Here is a 24,537-nt window from a genome sequence, read left to right as displayed (position 1 = left end):
GCTCGTCCGGGCGGGTCTTGCCGCACGAGCACCCGGCTCAGTCGGTGGCGGCGGCCAGCGCCTGGTCGAGGTCGGCGAGGATGTCGTCGATGTGCTCGATGCCGACGTTCAGCCGGATCGCGTCGGGACTCACCCCGGCCGTCACGAGCTCCTCCTCGGTCAGCTGGCGGTGGGTGGTGGACGCCGGGTGGTTGACGAGTGACTTGGTGTCCCCGATGTTGACGAGGCGGGTGAACAACTCCAGCGCGTCGTGGAACCTCACCGCCGCCTCGTAGCCGCCCTGCACCCCGAACGTCAGCAGCGACGCGGGTCGGCCACCGGTGTACTTCTGCGCCAGCTCGTGGTACGGGGAGTCCGGCAGGCCCGCGTACTCGACGTAGGCGACGCTCGGGTGGTCGGCGAGGTGTCGCGCGACCTTCGCCGCGTTCTCGACGTGGCGTTCCATGCGCAACGGCAGGGTCTGCAGCCCCTGCAGGATCTGCCACGCGTTGAAGGGACTGATCGCCGAGCCGGTGTTGCGCAGCGGCACCGTGCGGGCGCGGCCGATGAACGCGGCGGCACCGAGGGCCTCGGCGTACACCACGCCGTGGTAGGCGGGCTCGGGCTGGTTGAACTGCGGGAAGCGCTCGGCGTGGTCGGCCCAGGGGAAGCGGCCGCCGTCGACGATGATCCCGCCGACCGAGTTGCCGTGCCCACCGATGTACTTCGTCATCGAGTGGATCACGATGTCGGCGCCCCACGAGATCGGCTTGAGCAGGATCGGGGTGGCCACGGTCGAGTCGACGACGACCGGCACGCCGGCGTCGTGGGCCACCTTCGCGATGGCCTCGATGTCGGGGATGTTGCCCGCCGGGTTGCCGATGGACTCGAAGTAGACCGCCTTGGTCCGTTCGTCGATCAGCGAGCCGAGCGCGTCGGGGGAGTCGTCGGCGGCGAAGCGGACCTCGACGCCCTGCGCCGGGAACATGTGCTTGAACAGGGTGTACGTGCCCCCGTAGAGCAGCGGCACGGTCACGATGTTGTCGCCGAAACTGGTGAGGTTCTGGATCGCGTAGGTGATCGCCGCCTGTCCGGAGCTGGTCGCCAGAGCCGCGACGCCGCCCTCGAGCGCGGCGATGCGCTGCTCGAGCACGTCCTGGGTCGGGTTCATGATGCGGGTGTAGATGTTGCCGGGGACGGCGAGGTCGAACAGGTCAGCACCGTGCTGCGCGTCGTCGAAGGCGTACGCGACCGTCTGGTAGATCGGAACGGCGACCGCCTTGGTGGTCGGGTCCGGTTCGTAGCCGGCGTGGATCGCCAGGGTCTCGTCATGTGGCATGGGGTTCCCTCCCGGGGTGGTGGTCGGTCGACGATTCGGTCGGTGCGGTCGGTGCGGTCGGTGCGGTCGGTGCGGTCGGTGCGGTCGGTCGGTGCGGTCGGTCGGTGCGGAGACCGAGGGGATCCTCGGGGTCGACGCCGGGCATGAACGGGACCCCACGCTCCACGTCGGTGAGGCGGTGAACGAGCCCGAGCCAGTTGGCGAACACGGCCTTGGCGGTGTCGGCCCAGGTGTTGTCGAGCCCGGCGGCCAACTCGTCCTCCGGGAAGGGCGGTGCCGGGCGTCCGGCCTCGCGCGCTGCGACGACCGCCTCGAGGTGGCGGTGGGCGAGGCGTGCCGCGGACTCGGACACGTAGTGCTGGGGCAGCGGCGGCAGTTGGTCGAGCTCACCGGCCGAGTAGCGCCCGACCTCGCGCTTGTACTCCTTGAGCAGGCTCACCGTGTCGTACTCGGGGTGGCCCTGCAGGAACACCATGCGGATCCCGTCGGCGCTGGCGCCGAGGTGGAGGTCCGCCTCGGTCGACTCGATCAGCACCTGCAGGCCACGTGCCTCGAGCTGGACCGAGGTGACCTCGTTCCACCGTGAGTGGGGCACGTCGAACCGGCTGTTGATCCCACGCAGCAGCGGGTGGCCGGGCCGGGTGGCACGGTGCGCGAAGACGCCCCAGCGCTTGCTCTGCAGCGGACGACGGGAGATGCCGTGCAGGTGCTGCAGCAGCGCGTGCGTGGCCAGACACGAGCACAGCACCGAGGTGACGTGGTCGCCGGCCCAGTCGATCACCTCGAGCAGCGGCTGCCAGAACGCCTCCTGCTCGAGGCGCGGGTTGGACACGTTGGCGCCGGAGACGATCAGCGCGTCGAGGCCGTCCTCGCGTAGCTGCTCGAACGGGGTGTAATACCGCTCGATGTGGTCGCGTGCCGCGTCGTCGCGGACGAGGCCGGGCACGGTGAAGGGATGGACGTAGACCTGCACGATCCGGTTGGCGTGGCCGAGGAGCCGTATGAACTGCTGCTCGGTCACGTGGAGGGCGGCGTCGGGCATCATGTTGAGCAGGCCGACGTGCAACTCACGGATGTCGGCGTGTCTCGCCTGTTCGAGGCTGAGGACGTCCTCGCCGACGGCGGCGAGCTCGCCGAAGGTCGGCAGCGCGGAGTGGGCGACGATCGGCACGACGGACCTGCGGGTCGGGAACGCCCGTCGCAACCTAGCGGTGGCGGCGTCGGGTGCCGCCCCCCGGTGACGAGAGACACCGTGCAGCCCCCGGCGAACCGCCCGATCGGAACGGGCACGGATCGTCGGGTGACGGGGGAATGGGTCCCGTAAGCCTGCGTCACCGTGAGGAGGTGACTGACGATCGACGGACTGAAGCGGGCCCTCGAGACCTCGAGCAGCACCTCGAGCAGCACGTGGGAGACGGGGGCGACGTCGAGGAGTTCGTGCCGATCGCGCAGACCTCGTCGCACCACCTGCGGCGGACGTTCACGTCGTTGGCCGGCATGCCGCTGTCGAGCTCCGTCCGTTGGCGGCCGGTGTCGCTGGCCGCGGCGGCGGTCGTGGCGGGTGACACGCCGCTGCTCTCGGTCGCCGTCCGTTCCGGCTACCGGTCGACCGAAGCCTTCGGTCGGACCTCCGTGACGTTCTCGGACACCCCACGCGAGATCCGAGCGGGCAGGTCCGCCGCCGGGCCGTCGTGCCGCGGCGACCTGCGACTACAACCAGCCTCCGTCGAGCCCGACCTGCTGCGCTGATGCGGTGCGCACGCCGAGCCCACCACGGCGACGCCTCGGCGAGGCGTGCGTGGTGGGCGTCGGGTGGTTGCTGCGGTGCGGGGACGCGGTGTGGAAGGGAGCCCGGGGGCGGTCAGAAGGGCAGGGGTGGGTCGCTGCCCGTGCCGGGTTTGGGGACGTCGCGGGCGGGGCGGTCAGGGTGTTCGCCGGGGTGGACGAGCCTGGTCGATCCGGTCAGTGGCGGTGACGTCGGTGGGTCGTGGCCGTCGGGGGCGGCCGTGCTGCGGTGGTGTGGTGCCGGGTCGGCCAGTGTCAGGTCATCTGGTGGCGGGACGCGCAGGCGGGTGGTGGCGGGGAGGGTGTCGATGGTGAGGCCGGTGTGGGGGTGGTGCCAGTGGCGGGTTCCGTCGGGGGTCTGGGTGGCGGTCCAGCCGTCGGGTTCCTTGGTGCGGTTGGCGGTGCGACACAGCGGGCCGACGTTGCCGGCGTCGGTGGTCCCGGGCGGGTGGTCGGCCCGGGTGGGGTGCCAGGGGGTGGCGTGGTCGAGGTCGCAGGCGGTGGCGGCGATGTTGCAGCCGGGTTCGGTGCAGGTGTCGTGGACCGCGAGGACGGCGTCGGTGAGCCAGCCGGGCGGGATCCGGGTACGGCGTCCGACGCCGACGACGTTGCCGGTGGTGTCGAGGACGATGGTGCGCAGCTCTGCGCCGCGTTCGTCGATCAGCCGGCGTGCGGCGGTGGCGGTGAGGGTCATGCGCCCACCAACGAGCCGGGTCAACAGTTGTGCCGGGGTCTGTCGGCGGTCGCACAGGGTGTCGAGTTCGGCACGCAGCAGCAGCCGCACCGGCGGGAGCCGCCGCCTCCCAACGCGACCTCCGCTGCTGCCGCCGTCCTGGTCGGTGGTGGTGCAGGTGGTGCAGGTGGTGGTTTCGAGCCGGTCGAGCAGGGTGTGCAGCCGGCGTCGGCCGCGTTCGGCGATGCTGCCGGCGGTCCGGTCGGGGTCGGGGCTGGCACCGAAGCGGGTCCGGGTCGGACCGCCGACCGGGCCGGGGTCGGTGGCGGCTTCGAGGCGGGCGAAGGTTTCGGGGCCGGCTTCGCCGTGGAACCGTCCGCCGGTGCCGTCCAGGCGGGGTTGGAGTGTCAGGTACTCGACCGGCCCGGACCCGTCGTCGGGCTGGTCGGTCTCGTCGGTGGTGGTGAGGTCGGACACCAGCCAGCCGGTCAGGGTGGCGAGGTTGTCGGGGTCGGCGGTCTCGGCCCGATCGATGGCCTGCTCGACCGCGGCGTCGAGCTGTCGGTCGAGCCGGTGTGGGAGCCGGTGGAGCTGGAGCACGAGGGTGCGGACCTGGGACCAGGAGATCCGTCCGGCGGTGAAGGCGTGTCGGAGGGCGGGCAGGCGGCGGCAGACGTCGGCGGTGGTGAGCAGCATGCGCCGGTCGGTGCCCGTGCGGCGGGCCACGATGAGCAGCCACTGCTCGAGCGGGACGCCGGTGACCGTTTCGGCCAGCTCGGTGTCCTGCAACTCCACGATGGTGTCGATCGCGTCGGCGATCAGCCGGTCGACCTGCCGCAACGTGGCCAGCAGCTGTCCCAGCAGCGGCGCCTGCGCCAACACCGGATAGTCCAGATCCACCCCGCCGCCGGACGTCGGGGCGGCCGTCGGTAGGGCAGGGTCGTAGCTGGTGGCCGGTTCGGCCACCAGGTCCGGGAACGCCTCGAGCAGCAGCATGACCCCAGTGTCGCACCGTGGTGTGACACCGACCGATCGGCTTCGTCGCAGCCTGGGGACAACCCGGACCGCGGGCGAGCGGCCGCCGTCGAAGGTTTGCGAGCGTCGCCGGACGACCGCGACTCGACATTCCCGGAACCGGTCCCCGAGACCGATCGCGGCCGGGTCGCCGAGACGGTGAACCCGGCTACTCGACGGCGGCCTCGGCCTCGGCGAGCTGGGTGACGAAGTCGCGCCGTGGTGGCGACCCGAGGGCGCTGAAGGCGACGCAGGCGACGGCGGAGGCGATCACCCCTGGGACGATCTCGTACAGGTCGCCGCCGACGACGTTGTTCCACAGCACCACGGTGACGGCACCGGCGAGCATGCCGGCCAACGCACCGACGTCGGTCATGCGTCGCCAGTACAGCGACAGCGGCAGTGGTACCCCGAACGCCGCGCCGAAGCCGGCCCAGGCGTAGGCGACCAGATCGAGCACCGTCCCGCCACGCAGCGCCAGCCACAGCGCCACGCCGGCGACCGCCACCGTCGTGAGGCGGCCGACCCACAGCAGGGTCCGTGGGGGTGCGTCACGGTGCAGGTAGGCCCGGTAGACGTCCTCGGTCAGCGCGGAGGAGGTCACCAGCAGTTGCGAGTCGGCGGTGGACATGACCGCGGCCAGGACGGCGGTGAGCAGGATGCCGGCGATCCAGGCCGGCATCGTCTCGGTGATCAACCCGAGGAACACCGTCTCCTCGTTGTCCAGGGGCGTGTCGAAGAAGGCGATGCCGGCCACGCCCACGAGCACCGCGCCGGCCAGGCAGATCGCCACCCAGGTGGTCCCGACCCGTCTCGCGACCGGCACCAGGGCGGCGTCGCGGATGCCCATGAACCGGGCCAGGATGTGGGGCTGACCGAAGTAGCCGAGTCCCCAGGCGAGCCCGGACACGATCGCCACGACACCCAGGGCGCCGGCGTCCTCCCATCCGTCACCGGTGAACTCGGCCGCGCCGAACAGGTCGAGCAGTCCGGGCGCCGGCGCGTACCGCCTGGTTCATGGCCCCGAGACCGCCGTCGGCGAGCACGCCGACGACCGGTACCACGATCAGCGCCACCAGCATCAGCGAGCCCTGGAAGGCATCGGTGTAGCTGACGGCGAGGAAGCCACCGAGCAGGGTGTAGGCGACGGTGACGACGGCACTGAGCGCCATCGCGAGCTCGGGGTCGACACCGAAGACCAGCTCGAACAGCAGCCCGCCGGCGACCAGCCCCGAGGCGACGTAGATCGCGAAGAACAGGATCGTGACGACCGCCGAGGTGGGACGCAGGAGACGGGTCCGGTCCTCGAAGCGGTGCTCGACGTAGGCCGAGAGCGTGAGCGCGTCACCGGCCTGCTCGCTGAAGGTGCGCAGGCGGCCGGCCACCAGCAGCCAGTTGAGGTAGGTCCCGATCAGCAGGCCGATGCCGATCCAGGCCTCGCCGAGACCGGAGGCGTAGATCGCGCCGGGCAGGCCCAGCAGCAGCCAGCCGCTCATGTCCGACGCCTGTGCCGACAGTGCCGCCGGGTACGTACCCAGCGAGCGACCGCCGAGCACGAAGTCACCGAGGTCGTGCGTGCGCCGGTACATCCAGATCCCGACGCCGACCATGCCCACGAGGTAGAGCACCATCGCGGTCACGACCGGAACCGACACCTCGACCACGACGCCCCCTCGTCCGTCGCGACCCTCGACGCGAGGTTTCCGCGAGGCGAGTGGTCATTGGTCGAACGGACGTATCCGAGGATGTCGGGCGACATCCGCGCGGGCCGTTCGGGTCTCTTGTCCCACTCCTGGGCCGGGGGCTTGGATGCGCGGGCTCCACCCACCCGCCTCCCAGGAGACCTCCGTGTCCCACGCCCCACGGCACCGCACGTTCGGTGCCGCCATGACTGCGCTGCTGCTGGCACTGGTGACCGTGCTGCCGGCCTCGGCCCAACCCGCCAATCCACGCGCCGTGGTCAACCACACGGCCGAGCTGTCGATCCTTTCGACGACCGACCTGCACGCCCGCCTGCTCAACTGGGACTACCTGCAGGACCGCCCGTACGGCACCGGTCGCGGGCTGGCGCGCGTCTCGACCATGGTCGAGCAGGTCCGCGCCGAGCGCACCCCGGGCAGCACGCTGCTGCTCGATGTCGGTGACACGATCCAGGGCACCACGCTCGGCCGCTACTACGCGACGATCGACTCGGTCGCAGACGGCACGCCGCACCCGATCGCAACCGCGATGAACGCCATCGGCTACGACACCATGACCGTGGGCAACCACGAGTTCAACTTCGGACTGCCGGTGCTGTCGGCGTTCGCCGAGCAGCTCGACGCCGAATTGCTGGGCGCCAACGTGCTGCGCGCGGGAACCGACGAGCCGGCATTCACCCCGTACGTGATCGAGACCGTCAACCTGCCCGGGCACAAGCCGATCCGGGTCGGCATCCTCGGCCTGACGACCCCGGGCAGCGCGCTGTGGGACCGCACGCACGTCGACGGGCGCCTCGACTTCGTCGGCGGCCTCGAGACCGCGCACCGCTACGTGCCGGAGATGCGGGCCAAGGGGGCAGACCTCGTCATCGCCGCCGTGCACGCCGGTCTGGGGAACAACTCGTCCTACGGCGACCAGCTGCCCTACCCGGAGAACTTCGGCACGGCCGTCGCCGAGCAGGTGCCCGGCATCGACCTCCTGCTCGCGGGGCACACGCACAGCAACGTGCCGCAGCGGCTGGTCACCAACCAGGTGACCGGTGAGCAGGTCGTGGTGTCGCAGGCCGGTAGCCACGGTCAGCGGCTGGGGGTGACCGACCTGGTGCTGCGCAAGGAACGCGGCCAGTGGCGCATCGCCGAGGCGGCGGCCTCGCACCTCAACGCCAACGACTTCGCGGACGACCCGGCGATCGTCGAGTTGGTCACCGACCAGCACCAGGCGGTGGTCGACTACGTCAACGCGCCGGTCGCGACGTCGCTGCAGGAGCTGACGCTGCGCAACTCCATGACCGAGGACGTCGCCGCGATCGACATGATGGCGCTGGTGCAGGCCGAGGCGACCCGCGAGGGCCTGGTCGGCACCGCCTACGAGGGCTTGCCCATCCTCTCGGCACGCTCGCCGTTGACGACCTCCCCGGTCACCGTCCCGGCCGGCGAGGTCAACGTCCGCCAGCTCGCGTCGCTGTACCTGTACGACAACAACGTGCTGGTCGCGCTACAGGTCAACGGTGGCGAGGTCGTCGAGTTCCTCGAGTGGGTGGCGAGCTTCTACACCGGCGTCGAGGACGCGGGACCGCACACGCGAGCGAGCCTGGTGCGCTCGGGCACGAACGCCCAGTGGTTCCTGCAGCACGTGTACGGGCTGAGCTACGACATCGACCTGACCCGCCCGGTGGGGCAGCGGCTGGTCGACGTCCGCTTCGAGGGCGAGCCGCTCGACCCGACACAGGAGTTCATCCTGGCGACCGACAACTACGTCGCCGGTGGCGGTGGCAACCCACCGGTCCTGCCGACCGCCGAGGTGGCCTACGACCCGCTCGAGAGCATCCAGGAGCTGATCACGGTCTGGGCCGCCGAGCAGGGCGTGCTCGACGCCGACGCGTTCCACGCGGTCGACTGGCGTCTGGTGGCCGGCGACACCCCGATCGTGTTCGCCGACTGATCTCGCCCGGCATGCCGGAGGTGGCCGCCCCGGACGGGGCGGCCACCGTCGTCTCACACCGGGGCGGCGCCGTGCTTGGCGCGCTTGGCCTGGCGGCCGCGGATGGTCGCGGCCAGCTCGACCTTGCGCAGGCGGACGGCGTCGGGCGTGACCTCGACGGCCTCGTCCTCGCGGATGAACTCCAGTGCCTGGTCGAGCGAGAGGTTGCGCGGCGGGGCGAGGCGCACCAGTTCGTCACCGGTGGACGAGCGCACGTTGGAGAGCTTCTTCTCCTTCGCGGGGTTGATGTCCATGTCCTCGCTGCGAGCGTTCTCGCCCACGATCATGCCCTCGTAGACCTCGACGCCCGGGCCGATGAACAGCTGCCCGCGTTCCTGGAGGTTGAGCAGCGCGAACTGGGTGGCGGCCCCCTGACGATCGGCGACGAGTGAGCCGTTGGGGCGGGTCTTGATCTCGCCCTGCCACGGCTCGTAGCCGTCGAAGACGTGGTGCAGGATGCCGGTACCGCGGGTCTCGGTCAGGAACTCGGTGCGGAAGCCGATCAGCCCACGGGCCGGCACGCGGTACTCGAGGCGGACCCAGCCGGTCGCGTGGTTGATCATCTGCTCCATGCGGCCCTTGCGCAGGCCCAGCAGCTGGGTGACGACCCCGACGTAGTCCTCGGGCACGTCGATCGAGAGGTGCTCGAAGGGCTCCTGGATCACGCCGTCGACCTCGCGGGTGACCACGCGCGGCTTGCCGACGGTGAGCTCGAAGCCCTCGCGGCGCAGGTTCTCGACCAGGATGGCCAGCTGCAGCTCGCCTCGTCCCTGGACCTCCCAGGTGTCGGGCCGCTCGGTGGGCAGCACCCGCAACGAGACGTTGCCGATCAGTTCCTGCTGCAGGCGGCTCTCGATCAGGCGGGCCGTGAGCTTGTTGCCGCTGCGGCCGGCCAGCGGCGAGGTGTTGACGCCCAGCGTCATCCCGAGGCTGGGCTCGTCGACCGTGATGACCGGCAGCGGGCGTGGGTCGTCGGGGTCGGCGAGCGTCTCGCCGATCGTGACCTCCGCGATGCCGGCCACGGCGATCAGGTCCCCGGGCCCGGCCTGCTCGGCCGGCACACGGTCGAGCGCCTCGGTGAGGTAGAGCTCGCTGAGCTTGACGGTCTCGACGCTGCCGTCGGCGCGGCACCACGCGACGCTCTGGCCGCGCTTGACCGTGCCGTGCTGCACCCGGCACAGCGCGAGCCGGCCGACGTACTTCGACGAGTCGAGGTTGGTGACCAGCGCCTGGAACGGGTGGTCCGGGTCGTGGGTCGGGGCCGGCACGTGGTCGAGGATGGTCGTGAACAGCGGCTTGAGGTCGGTCCCCGGCGTGTCGAGGTCCAGCGTCGCCGTGCCGTCCTTGGCGTTGGTGTAGAGCACCGGAAGGTCGATCTGGTCGTCGTCGGCGCCGAGGTCGATCAGCAGGTCGAGGGTCTCCTCGACGACCTCGTCGATCCGCGCGTCGGGCCGGTCGATCTTGTTGACCACGACGATGACGGGCAGCTTGCTCGCCAGCGCCTTGCGCAGCACGAACCGGGTCTGGGGGAGCGGCCCCTCGGAGGCGTCGACGAGCAGCAGGGCGCCGTCCACCATGGTCAGGGCGCGCTCCACCTCGCCGCCGAAGTCGGCGTGGCCGGGGGTGTCGACCACGTTGACGACCGTCGGCGGGGCGTCGTCGATGCCCGGCAACGAGATGGCGGTGTTCTTGGCGAGGATGGTGATGCCCCGCTCGCGCTCGATGTCGTTGGAGTCCATGACGCGCTCGCCGACGTCCTGGTTCTCCCGGAAGGCACCGGACTGCCACAGCATGGCGTCGACCAGCGTGGTCTTGCCGTGGTCGACGTGGGCGATGATCGCGACGTTGCGCAGGTCGGAACGGACAGCCACAGGTAGCACCGAGGTTCGAGGAAGGGACGGCGCCCCACGGCGCGCGCGACGAGGACGCACGCGAAGGGGGTCGACCAAGCGTACCGGCCGGCGGCGCGGGCCCGTCGGGACAGGGCCGGCGCACACGGTGGCGGTCGGGGAGGGGTACCCCGACGAGGGGACGACCACGGAGGCGGCGATGGACACCCGGCAACCGGCGAGCTCGCGACTGCAGGGCGTCGCCTTCGACTTCGAACCCCGGTACCGACCGCTGCTGCGTCTGCTGGGGGTGCGCCCGGAGACCGCGCAGGTGGTCGTCGGTGCGCAGGTCCTGCGGGTGCGCTTCGGCCTGTGGTGGCTCGAGACGACGCTCGACAACGTCACCGACGTCACGCTGACCGGTCCGTTCCGGGCGATCAAGGCGATCGGCCCCCACCTGTCGTTGGCCGACCGGGGGGTCACGTTCGGGACGACCACCCGCGCCGGGGTGTGCCTGACGTTCCGGGAACCGGTCGGGGCGCTCGCCGGCCGGCGGTGGCTGCGTCACCCCGGGGCGACGCTGACGGTGCAGGACCCCAGCGGGTTCGCCCAGCTCGTGCGGGTCCGCGCCGGCCTGGACCTGCGCGAGGGGTGACCGCCCGGCGTCGCGGTGCCACGGGACCGAACGTCGAGGGCGCGGTCAGCGGCGGGCGGCCCGCTCGCCGCTGACCTCCGGCAGGCGCAGGCCCGCGGGGACGGCGGCCACCCCCAGGGCCGAGAGCAGCAGCAGGGCCGCCGCGGGGCCGAAGCCCGCCACGGCCGACGACAACGCTCCCGTCGCCAGCAGCAGCAGTCCCATGGCGGCGTTGGAGACCGCGACGTACTCGGTGCGTCGGTTGCCGTCGGCGAGGTCGACCACGTAGGTCTTGCGGCCGATCCGCGTGCCGGTGTGGGCGAGTGCCAGCACCAGGTAGACGGCCGGGTACAGCCAGGCCGTGTCCCGCAGCGTCGGCACCTGCAGCGCGGCGAGGAACGCCAGGGTGGCGGTCGTCGCGATCACGGCGGCGGCGACCATCACCCGCCGGCTCGAACGGTCCGCCGCCCGTCCCCACAGCCGTCCGCCGAGCAGCGAGGCGATGCCGCTGCCGAGCACGAAGGGTCCGAGGCCGGCGAGGCCGCCACCGCCCTGTCGGCTGGCGAGGGTCACCACGAACGGCGGCGTCAGCGCCGACACGAGCAGCAGCGTGCGGGCCACCACGAACGAACGGAACGGCCGGTCGTGGCGCAGCAGGCGGACGGCGGTCGCCAGTGCCCCGGGGGCTTCGTCGGCATCCTCGACGGGCTCGGGAGCCTCGACGATGCGGGCGAACACCCCGGCGGCGAGCAGCCACGTGACCGCTCCACCGCCGATCAGGATCGCCAGGGCGGTGGCGTCGGTGGTCCCTCCGTCCCCCAGCAGGCGCAGGCCCAGCCCGAGGGTGACCGCGACCCCGCCCGAGGCCACCGACGCCCAGCCGTTGAGCTGCCCGCGCTGACCAGCGGGAACGGTGCGTCCCATGACGTCCTTGGACGCGATCGAGGTCACCGACCGGGCCAGGGCGAACGCGCCGAGCGCGGCGAGGACGCCCCAGCCCGCGACCGCACCGGTCGTCGTGGCCGCGAGGACGGCGATGGCCACGACGGCGACGAACTGGCCGAGCTCGCCCGCGACCCAGACCCGCTTGCGGACCGCCTTGCGGCGCAACCACGGCACCAGCGCGGCCTGGGGGAGCATCGAGCCCGACTCGCGCACGGGGACCAGCAGGCCGGCGACGACGGCCGGGGCACCGACGGCGCCGAGCAGCCAGGCCAGGACGGTCTTGGGGTCGACGACGAGGTCCCCGGCGCCCTGCAGCGCGAGGCCACCGACCTGGCGGGTGGCGTTGGCGGGCACGGCCCGGGCGACGGCGGGTGGCAGCTCGTCGCGGGCGCCGTCGTCGGCGACGAGGCGTGCGTACACACGCTCGCTGAGCGGTCGGGACACGGTGGAGCGGTCTCTCAGGCGAGTTCGGGCGGGAACCCGCCGGTGGCGATCGGGCCCCAGCGGGTGATCGTCATTCGCAGCAGACTCTTGCCCTGGTCCACCATCGCCCGGCGGTACTCGTCCCAGTCCGAGTGCTCGCCCGCGATCACCCGGAAGTACTCGACCAGCGGTTCGACCGCGTCGGGGAGGTCGAGCACCTCGACCTCGCCGTCGAGCTGCACCCACGGGCCGTCGAAGTCGTCGGAGAGCACGACGGCGCTCGCCCGTGGGTCGCGTCGGAAGTTCCTCGTCTTCGCCCGCTGCGGATAGGTGGCGACCACGAGCCGGCCCTGGCCGTCGAGCCCGGCCGTGACCGGCGAGGACTGTGGCGAACCGTCCCGACGGAACGAGCTCAGGACCACCTTGTGGCGCGGTCGCACGAAGTCGAGCAGCGCGTCGCGCTCGACACGGTCGGTGGTGGCGATGTTTCGGCTCATACCCGTAGCCTAGACCCGCCCGCCGGGCGTATCCGGTGCGCGGTCCGGTCGTGGGGCCGTGCACGTCACGGGCCGGACCCGATGGCTCGCGTGCTGTCGAGAAGTGCGCACCCGTCCGCGCGCCCGCGACGCTCCGAAGCCTCGTCGTCCCCTGCCGGCGCCCCCGCCGAACTCGAGGATGCCGCCGTGCCGCTGTCCGCTGCCCGCCCCGCCGTCGCGCCACCGGCTCCGGACGCCGACAGCGACGTCGCGGTCGCGCTCTCCGGCGTCGCCAAGACCTACCCGGGCGGCCCCCGGTCACCGCGCTGGCGGGGGTCGACCTCGCCGTCCGGCGTGGTGAGTTGTTCGGCCTGCTCGGGCCCAACGGTGCCGGCAAGTCCACGACCGTCGGGATCTGCACCACGCGGATCCGGCCCACGGCGGGGTCGGTGCGGGTCGAGGACGTCGACGTGGTCCGTCGGCCGGCCGCGGCCAAGCGGCGCCTCGGCGTGGTGACCCAGGACAACACGCTGGACCGGTCGTTGACGCTGTGGGAGGACCTCTACCACCACCAACGCTACTTCGGCATCGCGGCCGCCCCGGCCCGGCGCCGCGCCGACGAGCTGCTCGAGCGGTTCCGGCTGACCGGGCGGGCGAGCGGGCTGCCGCGCCAGATCTCCGGTGGCATGGCGCAGCGGCTGCAGATCGCGCGTGCGGTGAGCCACGACCCGGCGGTGCTGTTCCTCGACGAGCCGACCGCGGGCCTCGACCCGCAGAGCCGACTGCTGCTGTGGACACTGGTGCGCGAGCTGCAGGCCGACGGGCTGACCATCGTGCTGACCACCCACCACCTCGAGGAGGCCGAGCGCCTGTGCGAGCGGGTGGCCATCGTCGACCACGGGCAGGTGCTCGTCTGTGACCGGCCCGAGGTCCTCCAGCGTGAGCACGGCACCGGCATGGTCGTCGAGCTCCGCCTCGACGGGGCGGTCGACGACGCGCTCGTCACGGCGCTGGGCCGACTCGACGGGGTCGTCGCGGTGGACCGACGCGACGACGGTCTGCGGGTGCGGGCCGAGGACCGCGACCACCTGGTCGGCGAGGTCGTCGCCGTGGTCGCCGGGCAGGGGCTGACCGACCTGAGCGTCTCGCGCTCGTCGCTGGAGGGCGTGTTCATCGCGTTGACCGGGCGGGACCTGCGTGAGTGAGCTGGCAACGACGCCCGGGGTGGGCGGGACGCTGCGGACCGTGCAGGGGCTGCTGCTGCGGGACCTGCGGGTACTGCGGCGCGAGTTGTGGCCCTTCGTCGCCCGCGCGGTGGCGCAGCCGCTGCTGTTCGTGTTCGTCTTCGCCTACGTGTTCCCGCGCATCGGTCAGGGCATCGGTGCCCCGGCGCAGGCCGGCGCGGCGGACTTCGCGACGGTGCTCGTGCCGGGGCTCGTCGCGGTCGCGGTGGTGTTCCAGGGCATCACCTCGGTGGCGCTGCCGTTGTCGCAGGAGTTCGGCGCGACCCGGGAGATCGAGGACCGCATCCTCGCGCCCGTCCGGGTCGAGGTCGTGGCGTTGACCAAGGTGGCCTTCGGCGCGTTGCAGAGCCTGCTGGCCGGGGCGGTCGTGCTGCCGCTGGTCGCCCTGGTGCCGGCCGGCGAGGTCGATCTGGCGGTGCCCCGGCCGGGCCTGCTGGTCCTCGTCGCGGTGCTGGCGGCGGTGCTGTCGGGGGCGCTCGGCCTGGCGCTGGGCACCCGGGTCAACCCGCGTCAGATCGGACTGATGTTCTCGCTGGTCGTGCTGCCGCTGACGTTCCTGGGCGCGGTCTACTACCCGTGGACGTCGCTGGCGGCGGTGCCCTGGTTGCAGTGGCTGGTGCTGCTCAACCCGTTGGTGTACGTCAGCGAGGGGCTGCGGGCGGCGCTGACCCCGGCCGTCGACGCGATGCCGCCGGTGGCGTTCCTGACGGCGATGGCGGTCGCGGTGGCGCTGCTGCTGACGGCCGGCCTGGGGGGGTTCGTGCGCCGCACCGTCGGCTGAGCCTCAGATGCAGGGGCCGGTCTCGCCGGGGGCGCGAGGCGCGTCGACGATCGCCTCGAGCTCGTCGAGGTCGAGGGCGAACGCGGCCGTGGGGTTGTCCGGGCTGATGGCGAACACGACCCCGTTGAGCCGACCCTCGACGTCGATCACGGGGGAGCCGGAGTCACCCTGCTGCAGCGCCGACGACAGGAACAGCACCTGGCGTTCGGTGCGTTCCTGGCCGTAGATGTCACGACCGACCGCGGTGCGTTGGTCGTCGATCCGCGTCGGCGCGACCCGCGGGGTGTCCTGCCCACCGGGGTAGCCGATCACCGCGCCGTCGGAGCCCGTCTCGGCGGGCGCGGTCGGCAACGGCTGTTGACCGAGATCGGGGACCTCGAGGATCGCGAGGTCCCGGTCGGGATCGAAGACCACCACCGTGGCGGGCCGGACCTCGCCGTCGGGCCGCTTGACCTGCACGTCCTCGGCGCCGGCGACCACGTGCGCGTTGGTCACGACGGTGTCGGTGGCCAGGGCGAACCCCGAACCCTCGTAGCGACGGTTGCAGCCGTCGGCCTCGACGTTCACCGTCGCCGCGGTGGCGCGGTCGACGATGTCCTGCGGGACGGGGATGTCCTCGGGGGGAGGCCCGGTGACCGGCGCGGGTTGCAGGTCGGCGAACACCTCGGGGAAGCGGCTGTTGTCGACCAGGTTGCGCAACGCCCGCACCGCGTCCGGTGGTTCGGGGGTGGAGCCTTCGAGCGTGGCGGCCAGTGCGGAGGTACGGACCTGACGCGACACCTCGCCGGGCACCTGCGCGGCGGCGGGCAGCAGGAGCCAGATCACCGCCACCATCGCGCCGGCGCCGGCGAGCGCACCCAGTCCCCGGTCCAGGCCCGACAGGGGCGTCGCGGCGATGGAGCGCCGGGCCCGGAGGCCGACGGCCTGGAACAGCGACGCGACCACGGTCACGGTCACCGCCAGCACGACCAGGCCGACGAGCAGACGCATGCCGGCTTCGCCGCCCTCGACGAGCGACAGGGCGTTGGGCACCGTCCAGGTCGCACACACGACCCCGACGGCCAACCCGATCCAGGAGGCGGCCCGGGCCACGAAGCCCAGCCGCAGGCCCCCGCCGATGGCGACCAGGACCAGCAGGATCAGCAGGACGTCGAGAAGGTTCACCATGCCACCGTAGCGCCGGTGGTGGACGGTCCGGCGGCCGTCCACGACACGCGGGCCGACGACGACGGACGGCGCCCGCAGCGATCGCGGGCGCCGTCCAGGTCGAGCCGTCGGGGGGTACGCCGAACGCTCAGTTGGACAGGGCCCGCTTGCGGGCCTCGCGCTCGAGGTACTCGGTCAGGCGGGTGTGCAACTTGGCCGCGGACAACTCGGACTGCGGGTGGTGGCCGCCGCGACGGGCGATCCACAGCGGCCGCGAGTCTCCCTCCCAGGTGGCGGTCTCGTCGATCGAGACCTGCCAACCGGGGAATTCGTTCTCGAGCCAACTGATGACCGTGTCGTTGCGGTCGGCCGTCATCGTGGTCCCGGGCTGGTCCGTGGCCGGGGTGCGTGTGTCGTCGGTCACGAGCGACCTCCGTGGGTGGGGCGGGGGGCTTGGGGGCGTCGGGGGCGGGGGGGACAGACGCGTGTGTCGGTGTCGCAGCGTGTCGGTGCAACGACCGTCCGGGAGACGGACGGTCCGCGGGTGGCTGTCTGCTGTTCGTAGCCAACGAGGTGTCGGCTGTTGCGTCAGCCCCCGGAGCGTGACCGCCCGGACGTGACCGGGCGTGGGGCCCCCGTCCTCGGTACAACGCCACGACGGCGCCGCAGCTTCCCGCCGACGGCTGCGTGGGCCGATCGGCCGCCGACCGTCTACGCTCGTGGGCCGTCTGTCGCCAGAAGGAGCGGGTGCTTGGCCGAGCGTGCGCAGCTGTCGTTCGTGCCGGGTGATCTCGTGCCCGCCTCCGGGCTCTTCGCGGTCTGGTTGCCGCGACTCGACGGCCCGGGCGACGGGGTGGCTGCGCCCGAGGCCGGGATCCGCGGGGTCGGGAAGCCCGACACGGTGGTGAGCGAGGCGGACGACGCCGCACTCGCGCAGGCCACGCGTGCGCTCGACCTGCCGGCGGGGGCGCCCGGTGTCCTGGCCGGGGTCGCACTCGGGGCGGGCGTCGAGGTGCAGCCCCGGGCACGTCCGGCCCGCATGGTGGCCCTGCTGCCGGCCGTGCGCCGTCTGGCCGCCATGCCGCCGGGGCCGGACTGGCCCGCCTGGTCGCGCCCATCGGCGTCGGTGCTGGCCTGGAGCGTCGCGGCCAAGCTGGCGCTGGAACTGGTGGCCGCAGGGCGGCTGCTGCCGGTGTTCCGGCCCGGCGACCACCCCTCGACCGGTCTGGCGTCGTGGCGGGTGGCCGCCCCGTCGGACACGCGCCTGGGGCAGCTGGCCGCGGCCCTCCCGCTCGCGGCCCATGCGGTGCGCCGTCCCTCGGGACCGTTGTGGCGGCCGGGCGAGCTGCTCGGCGCGTTCCTCGACGCGGTCGCCGACGCCTGTGCCCGGGAGGGGCGACGGCCCGAGCTGGACCCGCGCCGCCGTGGCCCGCGCCGTCCGTGGCAGGAGATGTGGGCGGACGCACTGGCGGGCAGCGATCCGACCGTGGACCGTCTGCGGGTCCCTGCCGACGAGATCGCGGCCGAGGTACAGGAGTGGGCCGGTCCGCTGCTCGGCGGCGACCACGAAGCGGTCGCCCGTCTCGCCGTGAGGCTCGAGCCCCCGGTCGTCGGCGACGACGGACGCGACGACGTGGTCGCCCGCCTGTCGGCCACCGAGGCGAGCTGGCGCTTGTCCTACCTGTTGCAGTCCACCGTCGACCCAGCGGCTCGCATCGAGGCGGCCGAGGTGTGGGCCGGTCAGGGCGCCGGGGTGGAGTTGGCCGGGCGACGACTGCCCGATCCCGAGGTCACCCTGGTGCGGGGCCTGGCCAGCGCGGCCCGGCTCTACGTCCCGATCGACCGCAGCCTGTCCGAGGCGCGCCCGGTCGGACTCGACCTGCGGGCGAGCGAGGTGGCGTCGCTGCTGGGACAGGGGGCCGACGCGCTGGCCGCCGGCGGCATCGGGGTCGAGGTCCCGCCGGAGCTGCGCAACAGCGGTGACCGGCGACTGCGGCTGCGGGTGCGGATCGGCCGCGGTACCGAGCTCGCGCCCCGGGTGGATGGCGCCGACCCGCTCGGGCTGACCTCGGTCGCGGACCTGCGCTACGAGGTCGCCCTGGGCGAGGACACGCTCAGCGCGGACGAGTTCGCCGAGATCGTGGCGCTCAAGCAGCCGCTGGTCCGCTGGCGGGGCAACTGGATCCGCGTCGACCTCGACGAGGTGGACCGGATGGCGGAGCTCGCCGGCCAGACCGCGTCGCTGGAGCTGACCGAGGCCCTGGCCGCGGCGCTGTCCGGTCAGCACCAGGCGGGCGAGCTCGGCTGGGTCGACGCCGTCGCCGACGGGGCGCTGGGCGAGCTGATCGAACGGTTGCGCCACAGCGAGGAACCCGGCGATGCGCGCATCGAGCACATCGAGGGCGACCTGCGGCCCTATCAGCGCCGCGGTGTGGCCTGGCTGCAGCGGCTCACCGAGCTCGGCATGGGCGGGGTCCTGGCGGACGAGATGGGGCTGGGCAAGACGCTGATGGCGATCGCGCTGCTGACCTCCCGCGAGCAGGACCGGCCCCACCTGGTGGTGTGCCCGACCTCGGTGGTCGGCAACTGGGAGCGGGAGCTGGCGCGCTTCGCCCCCGAGGTTCCGGTCGTCCGCCACCACGGCCCGGAGCGACCGGTGACACGGCGCGCCTTCAAGCCCGGGTTCGTCACGGTCACGTCCTACGCGCTGCTGCGACGCGACATCGGCATGCTCCAGGACATCGACTGGGACGTCGTGGTCTTCGACGAGGCCCAGCAGATCAAGAACGCGGCGTCCAAGGGTGCCCGGGCCGCGCGGTCGCTGACGGCCCGGGCCCGCATCGCCATGACCGGTACGCCGATCGAGAACCGGCTGGCGGAGCTGTGGGCGATCGTCGACGTCACCAATCCGGGCCTGCTCGGCTCGCAGCGGGCCTTCAACGAACGCTTCGCCGTCCCGGTCGAACGCTGGCACGACGAACACGCGGCCTCGCGGCTGCGTCGACTGGTCGCACCCTTCGTCCTGCGACGGCGCAAGGCCGATCCCGAGGTTTCCGTCGACCTGCCGCCCAAGCAGGAGCTGACGGTCAGCTGCTCGCTCACGCGGGAACAGGCCAGCCTGTACCAGGCGGCGATCGACCAGGCCTTCAGTGGCAAGGGACTCGGCAACACCGCCTTCGAACGGCGTGGTCGCATCCTGGCCCTGCTGACCGCGCTCAAGCAGATCTGCAACCACCCGGCCCAGTACCTGCGCGACGCCAACGGTCCCGAGGGCGATCGGCGTCTGCCGGGTCGCTCGGGCAAGCTCGCCCGGTCCACCGAGATCCTGGGGGAGATCGTCGACAACGACGAGCGCGCGCTGGTGTTCACCCAGTTCCGCGAGATGGGGGACCTGCTGGTCCGCCACCTCGGTGGTGAGCTCGGGCTGCCCGAGGTGCCGTTCCTGCACGGCGGCCTGCCGCTGCCGAAACGCGACGAGATGGTGCAGCGGTTCCAGACCGACGAGGACGCACCGCCGATCCTGTTGGTGTCCCTGCGTGCCGGCGGTACCGGCCTGAACCTCACCCGTGCCAGTCACGTGCTGCACTTCGACCGCTGGTGGAACCCGGCGGTCGAGGACCAGGCCACCGACCGGGTGCACCGCATCGGACAGACCCGTGCCGTCACCGTGCACACCCTGGTGACGGCCGGGACCATCGAGGAGCGCATCGCCGTGCTGCTCGACCGCAAACGCGCACTCGCCGACGCGGTCGTCGAGGCGGGCGAGACCTGGATCACCGAACTCGACGACGACGAGCTGCGGGAGCTGGTCTCGTTGTCGACCGACGACCTCGCGGACGAGGACGACGAGACCCCGACGGTCGCGCCGGGCCGCCCGACGCTGACCGCGATCCCGGGAGGTCGTGCGTGAGCGGCACGGTTCCCGGGTCCGGGACGGACCCTTCCGCTCCCGACGGCCGGCACTGGTGGGGGCAGCGCTGGCGCGAGGTGCTCGACGCGTCCGGAGCGGCCAACGCCCGTCGCGTGCAGCGCGGGCAGGGCCTGGCCCGCCGCGGCGCGGTCAGCGACGTGCGCATCGAGCCCGGCGAGGTGCACGGCACGGTCCGCGAGGACCGGGGCGCGCCCTGTGACGTGGTGCTCGCCTGGAGCCTGCCGGAACCCGGGGCGTGGGACCGGGCCATGTCGGCGCTGGCCGCGGAGCTGCGCTTCACCGCGGCGCTGCTCGACGGGCAGCTGCCACAGGGGGTCGCCGCGGTGCTCGAGGCCGCCGGGGTGCCGGTCCTGCCGCGCTTCACCGACCTCGCGATCCGCTGCAGTTGCGAGGCCGACCGGCAGCTGTGCCGGCACGCCGCGGCCGTGCACACCGTGGCGGCGGCCGCGATCGACCGCGACCCGTTCCTGCTGCTGCGGTTGCGGGGACGTGACCGCGAGCGTCTGCTGCGGGAGCTGCGGAGTCGTCGTGGCGGGAGCGAGCAGGTGGCCGACGACGGGCTCGACCTGTCCCGTGGGATGTTCGCCGCGGGGGGTGACCTCGACGCGATCCCCTTGCAGCCGACGCCGGTCGAGGACCCCTCGGCACTGTTCCAGCGGCTCGGGCCCCCGCCGGGTGTCGAGGACATCGAGCCCTACCTGCGGGCGATCGAGCGGGCGGCCGAGGGAGCGTGGCGGCTCGCCGCCGGCGAGGGCAGCGACGCGGCCGACGAGGAACTGCTGCTGAGCGAGCTGCGGGCGCAGCGCATCGGCAGCGCGCCGTCGCTGGCGGCCGCCCTCGGTCGTGACGTGGAAGCCATCCGGGACCAGCTCGACCGGCTCTTCGACGCCGGCACGGTGCTGCGGACCGGCACCGGTGACCGGGCCCGCTACCGCGCGACGTCCTGACGGGACCCCCGGCTCGCGTCCGTGGCGGTCCCGGCCGGTGCCGGGACGAGCTGCGCCCGCAGGTGCTCGCCCAGCCCCTTGGCCTGCGGGTCGGGTCGCGTCGAGGAGGCGACGCCGTCGCCGAGCAGTCCGTGGACGACCACGTTGATCGCCGCCAGGTTCGGGAGCGCATGCACCTCGACCCGGTGGTTGGCCGCCTCGGGCAGCAGCCGTCGGACCGCCTCCGGGTCACCGGCGACCGCCCGCAGCCAGGGCAGGTGCGCGGGGTCGCGCACCCACAGTCCCACGTTGGCGTGGCCGCCCTTGTCGCCCGAGCGGGCGCCCGCGAACCGGCCGAGCGGCACGCGGCGGCGGACGTCGACGGCGGGCGTCCCGTCGGCGTCGGTCCGGTCGGGTGGCGACGCGTGCAGGCAGTCGGCGAGCGGCCGGCCGTGGTCCGCACCGGTCTGGCGCACCTCGACCCGCTCGCCGTCGGGGAGTACCGCCACCTCGGGGACCTGCGCGGCCGCGACGCTGGTCGGCCAGTAGCGCCCGAACGCCTCGGCGTCCCCGGGCGGCGCGGTCAGGGTGAAGCCGGGGTAGGAGGCCAGGCCGAGTTCGACGCAGGCGGCGGCGAGGGCGCGGCCGATCGGTGCTGCCTCGCCGTGGTGGACGGTGAGGGTGAGCCGCGCGAGGTCGGCGGGGTCACGGGTGGGGGCCGGCCGCTCGGCGCCGGTCAGTCGCCACTCGACGAGATCGGGTCCGATCGCGTCGAGGGCGGGCGTGAGCTGACGACGGACCAGCGCGGCCTTGGCGTCGAGGTCGAGACCGGCCAGCAGGAACGTGACGCGGTTGCGGTAGCCACCCAGGGCGGTGACGGCGACCTTGGTGGTGTCGGGCGGCGGGCCTCCGCGCACGTGATCGATGCGCACCCGGTCCCGACCGTCCGGGACCAGCCGGATCGTGTCGAAACGAACGGTGACGTCGGGGTTGGGGTAGGCCGGACCGGCGATCTCGTACAGCAGCTGCGCGGTGACGGTGTCGGTGTCGACCGAACCGCCGGTGCCCGGGTGCTTGGTGATGACGCTGCTGCCGTCGGCGTGCAGTTCCGCGAGGGGGAACCCGACGTGCTCGAGGCCGGGGACCTCGAGGAAGAACGGGTGGTTGCCGCCCGTGGCCTGGGCGCCGCACTCCAGCACGTGACCGGCGACGACCGCTCCGGCGAGACGGTCCCAGTCGTCGCGGGCCCACCCGAAGTGGGAAGCGGCGGGACCGACGACCAGGCTCGCGTCCGACACCCGGCCGGTCACCACGATCTGCGCACCGGCGTCCAGCGCGGCGGCGATGCCCCAGGCGCCGAGGTAGGCGTTGGCGGTGAGGGGCGGGACCCCGAGGTCCGCCAGGGGCCGGCCGGTGTCCAGGTGCGCCAGCGTCTCACCCGCGTCGCGCAGCGCGTCGAGTCGCGGACGCAGGTCGTCGCCCTCGACGTGGCCGATCGGCAGGTCGACGTCGAGTTCTGCGGCCAGCTCGCGCAGGGCCGCGGCGAGTCCGGCCGGGTCGAGTCCGCCCGCGTTGACCACCACGCGGACGCCCCGCTCCCGGCAGGGAACGAGGATCTCGCGCATCTGGCGGAGGAACGTGCGCGCGTAGCCGACGCCGTCGGGCCGGCGTCGTGCGCGCGCCAGGATGAGCAGGGTGAGCTCGGCCAGGTAGTCGCCGGTCAGGACGTCGAGCGGTCCACCCTCGAGCTGTTCGCGGGCGGCCGCGAACCGGTCGCCGTAGAAGCCCGAACAGTTGCCGATGCGCAGCGGTGCGTCCACACGTGCCTCCCACCCGCGTCCCGACGCCGGGCCGCCCGACGCTAGCGAACTCGATGGCGAGCTTCTGGGCCCGATGGAGGGTGGAATGGAGGAGTGTCTTCCCTGGCAGGGAGGACAGAGGGCCTCTGGGCCCGATGGAGGGTGGAATGGAGGAGTGTCTTCCCTGGCAGGGAGGACAGAGGGCCTCTGGGCCCGATGGAGGGTGGAATGGAGGAGTGTCTTCCCTGGCAGGGAGGACAGAGGGCTTCTGGGCCCGATGGAGGGTGGAATGGAGGAGTGTCTTCCCTGGCAGGGAGGACAGAGGGCCTCTGGGCCCGATGGAGGGTGGAGCGAGAATGGTGTGGGAGAGAGAGAAGGGACCCCGACCGCTGGGGGGAGCGGTCGGGGTCCGGGCCGACGCGTGGGGATGCCGGGTGGAGAGCGGGCCCGGCGGCGGGATGTGGGGTGCGTCGGCCGCGTCCGGCGGCGTGGGAGGCGCCGCGGACGGGTCTGGTCAGCCGGCCCGGTCGGGCCGTTCGGTGAGCGTGACGGTGGTGGTGGCCTCCTCGCCGGCGCGCAGGTAGGTCACCTCGAGTTCGTCGCCGGGGCGGTACTGCTGGAGGCGTCCGGCGAGGTCGGCCATGGTGGCGACGTCGTGCTCGTCGAGTCGGACGACGATGTCACCGGGCTGCAGGCCGGCGTCGGCGGCGGGGCCGTCGGGGACCTCGGCGAGGACGGCGCCACGGTCGACCGGCAGGCCGTAGAGGCGGGCGATGTCGGGGTCGACGGTCTGGCCGACGACGCCGAGGAAGGCGTGTTGCACGGCGCCGTCGGTGAGGATCTGGTCGGCGACGCTGCGCACGGTGGTCGCCGGGATGGCGAAGCCGATGCCCTCGTTGCCGCCGCCGCTGCTGGCGATGGCGGTGTTGACGCCGATCACGCGGGCCTCGCCGTCGACGAGCGCCCCGCCGGAGTTGCCGGGGTTGATGGCGGCGTCGGTCTGGAGCAGGTCGACGAGGCTGGCCCCGCTGGTGGCGACGGTGCGTCCGAGGGCGCTGACGATGCCGGCGGTGACCGAGCCGTCGAGGCCGAACGGGGAGCCGATGGCGACGGCGGTGTCCCCGACGCCGGGGAGGTGGTCGGCGTCGGCCCAGACGGGCACGGGCAGGTCGGTCGCCTCGACGCGCAGGACGGCGAGGTCGGAGCTGGGGTCGCTGCCGACGACCTCGGCGGTGTGGCGTTCGCCGTCGGGCAGGGTGACGCCGACCTGGGCGGCGTTGGCGACGACGTGGTGGTTGGTGACCAGCACGCCGTCGGCGCGGTAGACCACGGCGGAGCCGGCGCTGGTGCCCATCGGGCCGGTGGCGTCGACGCGTGCGACCGACGGGGAGACCTGCTGGGCGATGCCGCCGACGAGGCTGCTCGAGTTCAGGGCGGGCGCGCTCGACGCGGCGGCGGTCGCGGCGCCGACCGTCGAGGCCGAGGTGTCGTCGAGCAGTTGTGCGGGGACGACGACGGCACCGGCGCCGACCGCGCCGGCGAGGGCGACGGCGAGAAGCTGGCGTCCCCGCAGGCGGGGGGTGGGCGCGGCGGCGGGCGCGACGGTGGGCGGCGTCGGGGGCAGGCCCCCGGTGTGGCCGGAGCCGGTGTCGCCGGAGCCGGTGTCCCCGGAGCCGAGGTCCCCGGAGGGCGGGACGGGGGCCGGCGAGGTCGGGGGAGGTGGGGCGTCGGCGCGGCCGCCGGTGCGGGTGGTGGTGTCGAGGTCCACGGGGGGAGCTCCTGGGCGGGTGGGCGGGCCGAGGCCGGTGGTCGGGTGCCGACGGGCGGGCGGTCGACGTGGGAGCAACGGTAGGAAGGGCCGGGTGAAGACGGCCCCGGCGCCGGGTAAGGATTCGGCAAGGGCCGGTGAGCACCGCCCGAGCGGTGGCGTGC

At 73.1% G+C, this 24,537-nt stretch carries 18 protein-coding genes and 1 pseudogene; 7 read left to right on the top strand and 12 right to left on the bottom strand.

The features are described from left to right. Window positions 1–37: 37 nt before the first annotated feature. Together ELR47_RS12415 and metA are read right to left on the bottom strand one after the other, a co-directional pair. The gene (locus ELR47_RS12415) at window positions 38–1,318 is read right to left on the bottom strand and encodes an O-acetylhomoserine aminocarboxypropyltransferase/cysteine synthase family protein (protein WP_130650184.1); all 1,281 of its coding nucleotides are present in this window, start codon (window positions 1,316–1,318) and stop codon (window positions 38–40) included. A 106-nt stretch (window positions 1,319–1,424) separates the two neighbouring features. Further along, window positions 1,425–2,489, bottom strand: a pseudogene (gene metA / locus ELR47_RS12410) (homoserine O-succinyltransferase MetA); the annotation flags it as partial. A gap of 173 nt (window positions 2,490–2,662) precedes the next feature. On the opposite strand from metA, the gene ELR47_RS12405 reads away from it, so the two are divergent. Continuing rightward, window positions 2,663–3,067 carry a helix-turn-helix transcriptional regulator gene (locus tag ELR47_RS12405; RefSeq protein WP_130650182.1) on the top strand — a complete coding sequence of 135 codons (405 nt, stop codon included), beginning with the start codon at window positions 2,663–2,665 and terminating at the stop codon, window positions 3,065–3,067. A 112-nt stretch (window positions 3,068–3,179) separates the two neighbouring features. Here ELR47_RS12405 and ELR47_RS12400 read toward each other — a convergent pair whose 3' ends face one another. The 3 genes from ELR47_RS12400 to ELR47_RS19145 all read right to left on the bottom strand — a co-directional run bounded on the left by ELR47_RS12400 (window position 3,180) and on the right by ELR47_RS19145 (window position 6,454). Beyond that, entirely contained in the window at window positions 3,180–4,772 is a 1,593-nt protein-coding gene (locus ELR47_RS12400) for an HNH endonuclease signature motif containing protein (RefSeq protein ID WP_130650181.1), read from the bottom strand. 187 nt (window positions 4,773–4,959) lie between these two features. Then, on the bottom strand, window positions 4,960–5,709 hold the full coding sequence (locus ELR47_RS19150; protein ID WP_205745237.1) for a sodium:solute symporter family transporter: 750 nt from the start codon (window positions 5,707–5,709) through the stop codon (window positions 4,960–4,962). 31 nt (window positions 5,710–5,740) lie between these two features. Then, a complete protein-coding gene (locus ELR47_RS19145; RefSeq protein WP_205745236.1) occupies window positions 5,741–6,454 on the bottom strand; it encodes a sodium:solute symporter family transporter in 714 nt (237 codons plus the stop codon). A gap of 184 nt (window positions 6,455–6,638) precedes the next feature. On the opposite strand from ELR47_RS19145, the gene ELR47_RS12390 reads away from it, so the two are divergent. Beyond that, window positions 6,639–8,432, top strand: a complete 1,794-nt coding sequence (locus ELR47_RS12390) for a bifunctional metallophosphatase/5'-nucleotidase (RefSeq protein ID WP_165404045.1) — start codon at window positions 6,639–6,641, stop codon at window positions 8,430–8,432. Window positions 8,433–8,485: 53 nt separating this feature from the next. Here the strand turns inward: ELR47_RS12390 and typA are convergent, their stop codons facing one another. Further along, window positions 8,486–10,342: a translational GTPase TypA gene (gene typA / locus ELR47_RS12385; RefSeq protein WP_130650179.1), complete on the bottom strand. Its 1,857-nt coding sequence runs from the start codon at window positions 10,340–10,342 to the stop codon at window positions 8,486–8,488. A 178-nt stretch (window positions 10,343–10,520) separates the two neighbouring features. Between typA and ELR47_RS12380 the strand changes: the two genes are divergently transcribed. After that, on the top strand, window positions 10,521–10,955 hold the full coding sequence (locus ELR47_RS12380; protein WP_130650178.1) for a hypothetical protein: 435 nt from the start codon (window positions 10,521–10,523) through the stop codon (window positions 10,953–10,955). Between the two features lie 45 nt (window positions 10,956–11,000). Here the strand turns inward: ELR47_RS12380 and ELR47_RS12375 are convergent, their stop codons facing one another. Continuing rightward, window positions 11,001–12,299, bottom strand: a complete 1,299-nt coding sequence (locus tag ELR47_RS12375; protein WP_130650177.1) for an MFS transporter — start codon at window positions 12,297–12,299, stop codon at window positions 11,001–11,003. 38 nt (window positions 12,300–12,337) lie between these two features. After that, window positions 12,338–12,799 (bottom strand): PPOX class F420-dependent oxidoreductase, encoded by a 462-nt coding sequence (locus tag ELR47_RS12370; RefSeq protein WP_130650176.1) that lies wholly within the window; start codon window positions 12,797–12,799, stop codon window positions 12,338–12,340. A gap of 341 nt (window positions 12,800–13,140) precedes the next feature. Between ELR47_RS12370 and ELR47_RS12365 the strand changes: the two genes are divergently transcribed. Then, window positions 13,141–13,983 carry an ABC transporter ATP-binding protein gene (locus tag ELR47_RS12365; protein ID WP_205745235.1) on the top strand — a complete coding sequence of 281 codons (843 nt, stop codon included), beginning with the start codon at window positions 13,141–13,143 and terminating at the stop codon, window positions 13,981–13,983. After that, on the top strand, window positions 13,976–14,803 hold the full coding sequence (locus ELR47_RS12360; RefSeq protein WP_205745234.1) for an ABC transporter permease: 828 nt from the start codon (window positions 13,976–13,978) through the stop codon (window positions 14,801–14,803). Before ELR47_RS12365 ends, ELR47_RS12360 begins: the two co-directional genes overlap by 8 nt. A 3-nt stretch (window positions 14,804–14,806) precedes the next feature. Here ELR47_RS12360 and ELR47_RS12355 read toward each other — a convergent pair whose 3' ends face one another. Together ELR47_RS12355 and ELR47_RS12350 are read right to left on the bottom strand one after the other, a co-directional pair. After that, window positions 14,807–15,967 (bottom strand): MarP family serine protease, encoded by a 1,161-nt coding sequence (locus ELR47_RS12355; protein WP_165404043.1) that lies wholly within the window; start codon window positions 15,965–15,967, stop codon window positions 14,807–14,809. 130 nt (window positions 15,968–16,097) lie between these two features. Continuing rightward, window positions 16,098–16,373 (bottom strand): hypothetical protein, encoded by a 276-nt coding sequence (locus ELR47_RS12350; RefSeq protein ID WP_130650174.1) that lies wholly within the window; start codon window positions 16,371–16,373, stop codon window positions 16,098–16,100. A gap of 327 nt (window positions 16,374–16,700) precedes the next feature. Here ELR47_RS12350 and ELR47_RS12345 point away from each other — a divergent pair, with 327 nt between their 5' ends. Together ELR47_RS12345 and ELR47_RS12340 are read left to right on the top strand one after the other, a co-directional pair. Continuing rightward, window positions 16,701–19,859: a DEAD/DEAH box helicase gene (locus tag ELR47_RS12345; RefSeq protein WP_130650173.1), complete on the top strand. Its 3,159-nt coding sequence runs from the start codon at window positions 16,701–16,703 to the stop codon at window positions 19,857–19,859. Further along, entirely contained in the window at window positions 19,856–20,827 is a 972-nt protein-coding gene (locus tag ELR47_RS12340; RefSeq protein ID WP_130650172.1) for an SWIM zinc finger family protein, read from the top strand. Before ELR47_RS12345 ends, ELR47_RS12340 begins: the two co-directional genes overlap by 4 nt. Here the strand turns inward: ELR47_RS12340 and ELR47_RS12335 are convergent. Beyond that, complete coding sequence (locus ELR47_RS12335; protein WP_130650171.1) at window positions 20,809–22,626, bottom strand: acyclic terpene utilization AtuA family protein; 1,818 nt, start codon at window positions 22,624–22,626, stop codon at window positions 20,809–20,811. The two genes, ELR47_RS12340 and ELR47_RS12335, sit on opposite strands and share 19 nt — an antisense overlap. Window positions 22,627–23,119: 493 nt before the next feature. Then, a complete protein-coding gene (locus ELR47_RS12330) occupies window positions 23,120–24,373 on the bottom strand; it encodes a S1C family serine protease (RefSeq protein WP_130650170.1) in 1,254 nt (417 codons plus the stop codon). Between the last annotated feature and the right edge of the window lie 164 nt (window positions 24,374–24,537).

It is taken from the genome of Egicoccus halophilus (assembly GCF_004300825.1).
GTDB classification, from domain to species: domain Bacteria; phylum Actinomycetota; class Nitriliruptoria; order Nitriliruptorales; family Nitriliruptoraceae; genus Egicoccus; species Egicoccus halophilus.
Note: the sequence above shows the minus strand (reverse complement) of the source record. Positions and strands in the feature narration are given on the sequence as shown.